Here is a 7,710-nt window from a genome sequence, read left to right as displayed (position 1 = left end):
TCTGGGTGGGCGTTGCTGCAGCGGTTGTGGCGGCAAGGCCCTTGGCGGTGCCGGCTACGGCGGCCGCCTTAGCGGTCACCGCCATGAGTGATCTGCCACTGCGGCTGACGGGTCCTATGGGGCGCATCGTTGCCTATTTCCCCCTGGTCGTGTGACTTCGGTCGGGGGTGAATGTAGCGGCCACGGGGGCGGTGGCGTGAGGCCGGAACTTGCCACGAATGCTCATGGAGGAGCCTATTCCGCCCCTGGCGCGAACCTTTCCCGGGCCGGTTCGATCCCCGGTGAACCCGTATGCCACCGAACATGGGAGACCACCCTTTGAAAACGCGCCAGGCACCTGCTCGCGGCAGTAGCCGCACTCGCCCTGACCGCAGCCCTCCCCCCCCCGGGCGCCTCACCGACCAGCCGCACTGTCGGCGGCGAGCCGGGCGGCGCCCAAGGCCACGGCACGTGCACGGCCATCGCCCCCGGCTCCGGGCCCGCGCGCCAGGGCGCGCCGTGTACCTGCGCCAAACAGGACCCCGTCCCCGCCCGGGAGCTGGCCCGCATCCGAGCCTGCCTCACCCCGCCCGGGTCACCGCCCCCTGGGACGACGCGGCGGCCCTGTGCGCCTCCGACGAACACAAGGATGTCGTCTGTGGGCATGACCCTTTGACGACAAGTCCGAGGGGTGGTGATCACCTTGAGCCGGTTGAAGCACCGTTCGACGACGTTGCGGCGTTCGTAGACCTCGCGGTCGAAGGCGGACGGGCGGCCGCCGAGGCGGCCACACCGATCGCCGAGCCGGCCCGGTTCTACCGCCGCGCTCACCCGTGACGATGACTCGTCGCGTCCGCCCGGTTGCCTGGTTGCCCGGTTGTCCGGTGGCCGGGCTTCAAGCCTCCGGCTCGAATGCGGCCGGGGTCTCCCCGCCGTCGGTCCACCACACGCCGAGCCCCTGCCGCACGAGGCGCCAGCCGTCCGGATGCCGGCGGAACTCCCGTCGTACGGGCCGCCCATGGAGTAGGGCGAGGAGGTCCTCCCCGGCTCCGTGACGGCCACGAACCACATGTAGCCGATACCGGCCGCCCGGTCGCCGTCCACCTCGACGTGGAGGTTGAGGATGTGGTGCTGCATGTGCGGGTAGGGCGATTCCGCTTCCTCGACCTTGGCCCGAATCGCGTCCCTTCCGCGGATCGTGCCCCAAGGTCCGAACTCCAGCACCGCGTCCTCGGCCCAGCACGCGATCCATGCCCGCCAGTCCTTGCGGTCCAACGCACGCCAGCCTCGGAACAGGAGGGTGCGCAGGGCTTCCTTGTCCTCCAGGACCTGCAGTCTGTGCCCCAGGCCGTTTTGGTCCGTTGCGGCGGTATGCGGCCAGCGGGGGCCGTCACCGGCGAGCCCGCGCGCGATCGCCTCTGGGCTGCCGCTGCTCGTGCCGGTGAGTGCGACTCCCTCGGCGGCATCGGCGGGTGTCTTTCCTGTCATGGTGGGCTCCTCGTCCATGGCTGCGGTGGTGTCCTGCCCGACCGAGTCTGAGCGGGCCGGAGACTGCCGACCAGAACGGGCTCTTCCTGGGTGCACCGCACCCGGGCGCCGCACAAGACGCGGCCCGGGGCCTTGATCCAGGATCGCTTCTCCGACCTCGTCGCGGCTGCGGAGCAGCTGCCGGGCGGTCCGGTCCTGGACGTGAGCTGCTGGTCCGGGACGTCGAGGCGTACGAGGCTGTCGCAAAGCTGTAAGCGGTGTGACCTTCGGCCGCCGCAGCGCCGCCAGTGCCCCAGCGGCCGGCGGCTGCACCGCCTGCCCTCTGACGCCGGCGCTGCCGCCGTGGCCCACCAGGCGCCCGGCCCTCTCGACCACCAAGGCCGTCATCGAACGCGCTGGCGGTGGCCCGGGTAGCCCGTCCGATCGCCGACCGGAGTCGCCCGCCTCACCAGCGCCTCACCGGAGGCCTGCACGACCGCCAGAGCACCTGGCACGCCCGCTCTGCCCGCGACAGTCCGGCCCCGCCGCCAGGGCTCCCGGACGCGGTGGAGCCACCGCTCCATTGTCAGGGCCCGCTCGATGGGCAGCCACCATCCGCCGCGTTTGCGGTGGCCAGCCCGCCATTGCTCAGCCGGTCGGGGCCTGCCACGGCTGGAACCACGGGTCCGGCCACTGCCCGGCGGCCGTCAGCAGAGGGAAGAGGGTGGCGCCATCGATGCTCTCGCGGACGGCGTGGCTGCCATGCCGGGCGGTCTCCTCGATCAGGTGCAGCAGCACCCAGCGGACCGACCACTCCTTGACATCGGCAGGGAACCACGGAGCACTCAGAACGAGAAGCGCAAGGCGATCGTCGAGCGATACGCCGCGAGGCGGGTCGAGCTGGTGGAGGTCCTGCGGCGGCCGTCCTGCCGGCTGGACCATGCTGCTACTTCCGATCTCCGTCACACTACCCATGGGTGCGGCGCTCCGGGGTCGCGGTGAACGCAGGGCACCGCATCGCTCGTCATGCACTGGGACGAACCCGTCGCCCCCTGGTTACACCCACCGTGCCGAGCGGGTGCGCCCTCACGGACGAGCCCGGCCCCACCTGTCGCGCTCGGGTGGCCGGCCGCTGGCGTACGGACCGGCCGCCGTACTCGGTGGTCGGTTCGCACGCCTACAACGACGGTGTGCGCAGGGCGCGCGACCACTGTGCTCTCCCGCGTAAAAGCGGCCGAAGACCCTGGGCCAGAGACCGGTGAGGATCGAGTGGCGCAGCGTGTGCCTGGGCAGACACCGCCGGCGCTGAGTGCGGGACGTCCCGGCAGCCTGGTGCGAGCACCGACCAGGCAGTGCACCCGCCCACGCACCGCGCCGCACTGCCTCAGCGACGGTTCCGGGAGGAAGGGATTGCCCTGCAGGGCTGGAGGAACGCGCGGGCCGGTTGAGCGGCACGGCCCACGCGGTGGCGCGCATGGTCGAGGGGAACCACGGAAAAATTCGCGGCTGGTCGAGGGGCGCGTTTGAGCTGGTCAAGGGGTTTCCGGGCAACCACGGGCACCCGGCTACCCTCCCCGTCCCGGGGTTCTTCGCCGGGGCGGCGCGGGCGTCCTACGGATGCGGACGGTGAGCGAGGCCCCGGCCCGCACGGTGGACGTGGCCCCGACGGTCGCCGCGCTCTACGGGCTGGGCAGGCCCAAGGGTGGCTGGGACGGTACGGCGCGCGGGACGCGTTCACCGGTCTTCCGGTCCGTTGATCCGGGAGCCCGGCACGGGCCGAGGGGTGGAGCGCTCCCTTCCGGCGAGGCAGGCTGTAGCTATGCGTTCCCGCCTCCGCCCCTCTCTGCGGCCAGGAGCGTCCACTCGACCAGGAGTGGGCGGTCACGGCGGGGTTCCGTTCAGGCTGGGGCAGTGTGTTCCCTTCGCGATCGCGCTGGCCGTGCTGGGCATCGAGCTCTCACCGGCACACGATCTGGTCACCGGCCCCGTGCTCACCACGACGCCGGCGCTGGCCGCGCTGACGATGGGGCCGATGGGCACACTGTCCACGGCAGTGTTCGCCGCGGCTGTGAACGCGGCCTCAGCGACCTACAACCAGTCGTGGGGGACGCTGACTCAGCTGATCATCGGGAACTTCCTGGGGCTGTTCGTAGTGTCAGTGGCCAGTGTCATCCTGAGCAACGCCATGCGTACGCGCAGGCAGGGCGAGCTCGACCAGGTCCGCCGGATCGCCGTGGCGGCCCAGGAGGTCGTCCTGCGGCCCGTCCCCGAGCGGCTGGGCCCGGTGCGGGCCGCCAGCCTGTGCCTCGCGGCGGGGACGGGGGCACTGGTCGGAGGAGACCTGTACGAGGCCGTGCAGACGCCGTACGGCGTCCGGCTGATCGTGGGGGACGTGAGGGGCAAGGGCCTGACTGCCATGCGCGCGGTCGCGGTGACCCTGGGCGCGTTCCGGGTGTCCGCGCACTACGAGGACGAGCTGACGGAGGTCATGAACTGCTGCGAGGCCTCGCTGCGACGGGAGGCAGCCGTGCCCGGTGCATATTCTCAGGAAGTTTTGACGGAAGGATTCACCACCGCCCTCATGGCCCAGGTGCCGGACGAACAGGTGGTGCTCGTGGCCAACCGCGGCCATCCGCCTCCGCTGGTGCTGCACCGGGGCATCGTTCAGGCCCTGATGCCCGACACGCCCCTGCCGCCGCTTGGTCTGGGAGACCTCGTGGACGACCTCACCGCCAAGGCCGAGAGCTATCCGTTCGTACGCGGTGACCGTCTGCTCCTTTACACCGACGGCGTGATCGAAGCCCGCAATCGGAACAACGACTTCTTCCCTCTGCCGGAGACCATGGAGGGGATACGGGCGAGCACCACCCCGCGGGAATTCCTGGAGGAATTGCACCAGGCGTTGATCCGCCACACCGGAGGCCGCTTGACGGACGACGTGGCGATGATCGTCGTCGACCGGCTCGACGAGGACACCGCCGGCAGCGGCTACATGTCGAGCACGGCGCGGACAGCCCCGTAGAACCAGGCATCGTAGACGGGCGATCCGTCGGCCACCACGTCCCAGGGCTCGCAGAAGTTCAGCACCGATTCGTCCCCGCGGGTCCGAGGAGAGGCACCGGTCGGCCGGGAGGTCCTCATCGTCGTAGGCGGCACCGCAGAGCGCGACCTGCTCGGCCTGGATGGGCTGGAGCTGAGCCACTTTGTGTTCGACATGGGACGCTTCCGTGCGCAGTCCCCACGGTGTCCCGCGAGTGTCCCGCGCGTACGCCGACGCGATGCGCGCTCGGCTGCCTGCCGGTCTTGCCGGATGAGGTGGTTGCCGGCTGGCATGTCGGCCACACCGAGACGGTTCTCGCGCACTTCCTGCGAACCCGTCCCCGGCTGCGCCACAGGAGGTCCCCGGAGTTCACGGTGTACGACGGCGGCGTGCACCTGCTGGACGGCAACCCCAAGGACAAGGCGATCCACCGGAGCCGGCTGCGCGGCACCACCTGGACCTCTGAGGGTGCCTGCCCGGACCTGGAAGCGGCGGCCTCCAGGCCCGCATCCCGGATGCCGATGGGCGCGCACTTGTCCACCAAGTGATCTGCGAGGAGCTCTGTCTCGGAACCGTGCGGGGCGAATCGCGCACGGCCCATGGCCGCATTCCCTGCACGGGTCGCGCCTGCGAGGCCGTGAGGGCCGACGCCAAGGGCGAGGCCTTCGGCTCCGGCATGATCTGGCGGGTCCTGCGGGCGCTCGCTGCGCACGACGGCCGGGTGGTCGCCGCCAAGGCTGCCCCGTGAGCGACCTTTGCGTGAAGGTGGTCATTCAGGACTGGATCCGGGGGGCCGCCAGTGAGACATAGAGGGCAACGAATTCTGCATCGACAGAGCATTCTCCGAGCCGGAGAAGTGGGGAGCCGCCTTCCTCGGACCTCTCCGGTGTCGCACGGGACGGAGTCACCGTGAAGGCGGGGTTGGCGAACCGGGCGGTCCCGAGCATCGCGGTGTGAACGCCGCTCGACGCGGGCCCGGAGCTCGCGGTGGTGGGTGTTCCAAGCCGGCGGTTCGGCCTGGCCGTGTTCACGGCGGTGCGGGACGAGCAGGCCGGTGCCCGGTAGCCGCCCTTCCGCGACGGCCGTGGCCCGGCCGACGGCCTTCGCGCCGCAGATTCGCAACGCCTTGCAACCATTGCGGTTGCCGGTGATCGGCCGGTCGGCCGGTCGGCCGGCAGCGACGGCGACTGCGACGACGACTCGGGTGTCGGCGTCGACGCGACCCGGTGGTCGCGTCAAGTGCTGGTGGTGCTTCGACTGCACGGCAACCGTGCGGTCCCGCGCGGGGACAGGGGTGCCGTTGACGCTCGGCGCGCTGCCTTGAGCCCGCAAGGTTCGCAGGCTTGGCACCCTGGACAGAATCGCCCCATGTCCTTGATGAAGACGGCTCTGACGGCAGCCGCAGTGCTCCTCTCCCTCACCGTACCGGCCACCAGCACTTACGCCGACGACGCCTCCGCGTCCGTTGCAGCGCGCCCCTGCGACGGTGCCCCGACCTGCTATGTCGATGTGACGGTGGCCCAGGTCTGGGTGAGTCCCGAGCAGGTCCGAGCCGTTGACGCCCCGGCGACGGCCAACCCGGCGGACATCCGCGGCTGGTTGGGTGACATGTCACTGGACGAGCGGCGTGACGTCGCGGGTGAAACGCAGGCGCTGTACGGGACCGAAGTGACCGTCGACGGCACGCGGTGGCACGGCGGACTGCTGTGGGACCACGTATGGGTGCGCGGTCAGCCCACCCCCAGGGACACCGGCGGACGGGGCGCGTACCCCGGCTGGATCCCCGACCGGCAGCTGACATCGGACCATCGGAAGCCGCCCCGGGGCACTCACGAGGAGCGCGTCCTGCGGCCCACGGCCCGGGGCTTCACCTCCGCCGCGGCCGCGCTCGCGGGTGCCGCGGAGGGGCGGGCGGCCGAGTACTCGTACAACACGTCGTTCCCGGTACAGGCCGGCCCGCTGCCCGGTGTCGTCACGGCCTACGGCAACAGCGGCGGCCGGGTCTTCTTCCGCGCCGGCGACCTCGCAGCGGTCCCCGCCGAGCCGAGCGGCGAGGACGTGGTCGTCGCCGCACGCGCGTTCCTGGGCCTGCCCTACCTGTGGTCGGGCACTTCCGGGTTCGGCTACGACTGCTCTGGCCTTACCGGCCAGGTGTACTCCGCGCTCGGGGTGACGATCCCGCGTGACGCACAGCCGCAGTTCGATGCGGGCGGCGGGCAGGTGCCCGCCGGTTCGGCCGTAGGTGTACGGATCAACGGGACGGAGGACCTCAGGCCCGGCGACATCTTGGCCTTCCGCCCCGCCACCGGTGGGGACGTCACCCACGTCGGTATCTACACGGGGACGAGGAACGGTGAACCGATGATGATCAACTCGCCTCGGACCGGTGACGTCGTCAAGGAGGAACCCATCGGCTCCACCGGCCGCGTCTACGTGGGTGCGACCCGCTTCCTCACCCGATAGGAGCCGGACGTCCCGGTGACGACCGCACACAGGTCCTCCTCCGTCACACCGAACACCTCTAGAGCAACGGCGAGTTCCCTGCCGACCGTTGGCCCGACGGTACCGAGCGGCGCGGAGGCCGAGGACGGATCCGCACGGACGAGCTCGGGGGCGGGCGCCTGCACGGCTGCACCCACCTTCAACGGTTCGCCGAAGGCGAGCCGGCCCACCCGGGGCCGCCTGCGGTGAGGGGCCGCTCGCCGGTGGCGGGCGAGCCCTTGGAGAGTTGGGGGTGCCGGCCGGACTCGGCCCGGCTCGGCGTCGTCGAAGCCCACTGAGAGGCGGTCGCTTCGGCCTTCGCCGGCCAGATCTGGAGCGCCCCGGCCACCGTGCCCGGACGGCTCCGTACCTCCTGTTGACCTGCCCGCGGCCATGTGCGTTCAAGGCCCTGTCGAACCGGATGGCGGCTGAAGTCCGACGCGGGGCCCGCTGGGTCCAGGAGTCGCACGCGGCGGTGGCCGTCACCCCTCTCACCGACGCGGAGCCGACAACCGGAAGCAGGACCACCATCACCTTCTGGCCCGGACACCGACGCCTTCGGAACCGCGGAGTGCACCTTCGACGGGCCGGCCGAACGCTTCTCCGCACTCGCCTTTCGGGGGCAGGTGGTGGTGGACGGACGGGTGACGTTCTTCAACACTGCGGCTCGGTCGACATGGTCGCTGACCGAACGGAGATTTCGCGTCCTGACTTTCCGGTCCTCCGAGGGTCCTGTCCGATCT

5 protein-coding genes are annotated in these 7,710 nt (G+C 71.1%); 3 read left to right on the top strand and 2 right to left on the bottom strand.

The window, feature by feature from the left end; genetic code table 11:
- Nucleotides 1–234: 234 nt before the first annotated feature.
- Together ACFV7Q_RS37620 and ACFV7Q_RS37615 are read right to left on the bottom strand one after the other, a co-directional pair.
- Entirely contained in the window at nt 235–1,467 is a 1,233-nt protein-coding gene (locus ACFV7Q_RS37620; protein ID WP_385435447.1) for a nuclear transport factor 2 family protein, read from the bottom strand.
- A 627-nt stretch (nt 1,468–2,094) separates the two neighbouring features.
- Nucleotides 2,095–2,412, bottom strand: coding sequence for a DUF664 domain-containing protein (locus ACFV7Q_RS37615; protein WP_385435446.1), 318 nt, complete (start codon nt 2,410–2,412; stop codon nt 2,095–2,097).
- A 973-nt stretch (nt 2,413–3,385) separates the two neighbouring features.
- Between ACFV7Q_RS37615 and ACFV7Q_RS37610 the strand changes: the two genes are divergently transcribed.
- From ACFV7Q_RS37610 to ACFV7Q_RS37600, 3 genes are all read left to right on the top strand, one after another.
- On the top strand, nt 3,386–4,468 hold the full coding sequence (locus tag ACFV7Q_RS37610) for a PP2C family protein-serine/threonine phosphatase (RefSeq protein ID WP_385435445.1): 1,083 nt from the start codon (nt 3,386–3,388) through the stop codon (nt 4,466–4,468).
- Between the two features lie 281 nt (nt 4,469–4,749).
- On the top strand, nt 4,750–5,034 hold the full coding sequence (locus ACFV7Q_RS37605) for a hypothetical protein (protein ID WP_385435444.1): 285 nt from the start codon (nt 4,750–4,752) through the stop codon (nt 5,032–5,034).
- 820 nt (nt 5,035–5,854) lie between these two features.
- Nucleotides 5,855–6,949 (top strand): C40 family peptidase, encoded by a 1,095-nt coding sequence (locus ACFV7Q_RS37600; RefSeq protein WP_385435443.1) that lies wholly within the window; start codon nt 5,855–5,857, stop codon nt 6,947–6,949.
- Nucleotides 6,950–7,710 lie beyond the last annotated feature (761 nt).

The organism is Streptomyces sp. NPDC059851 (genome assembly GCF_042732005.1).
GTDB lineage: Bacteria > Actinomycetota > Actinomycetes > Streptomycetales > Streptomycetaceae > Streptomyces.
This window is presented reverse-complemented; position numbering and strand designations above follow the sequence as displayed.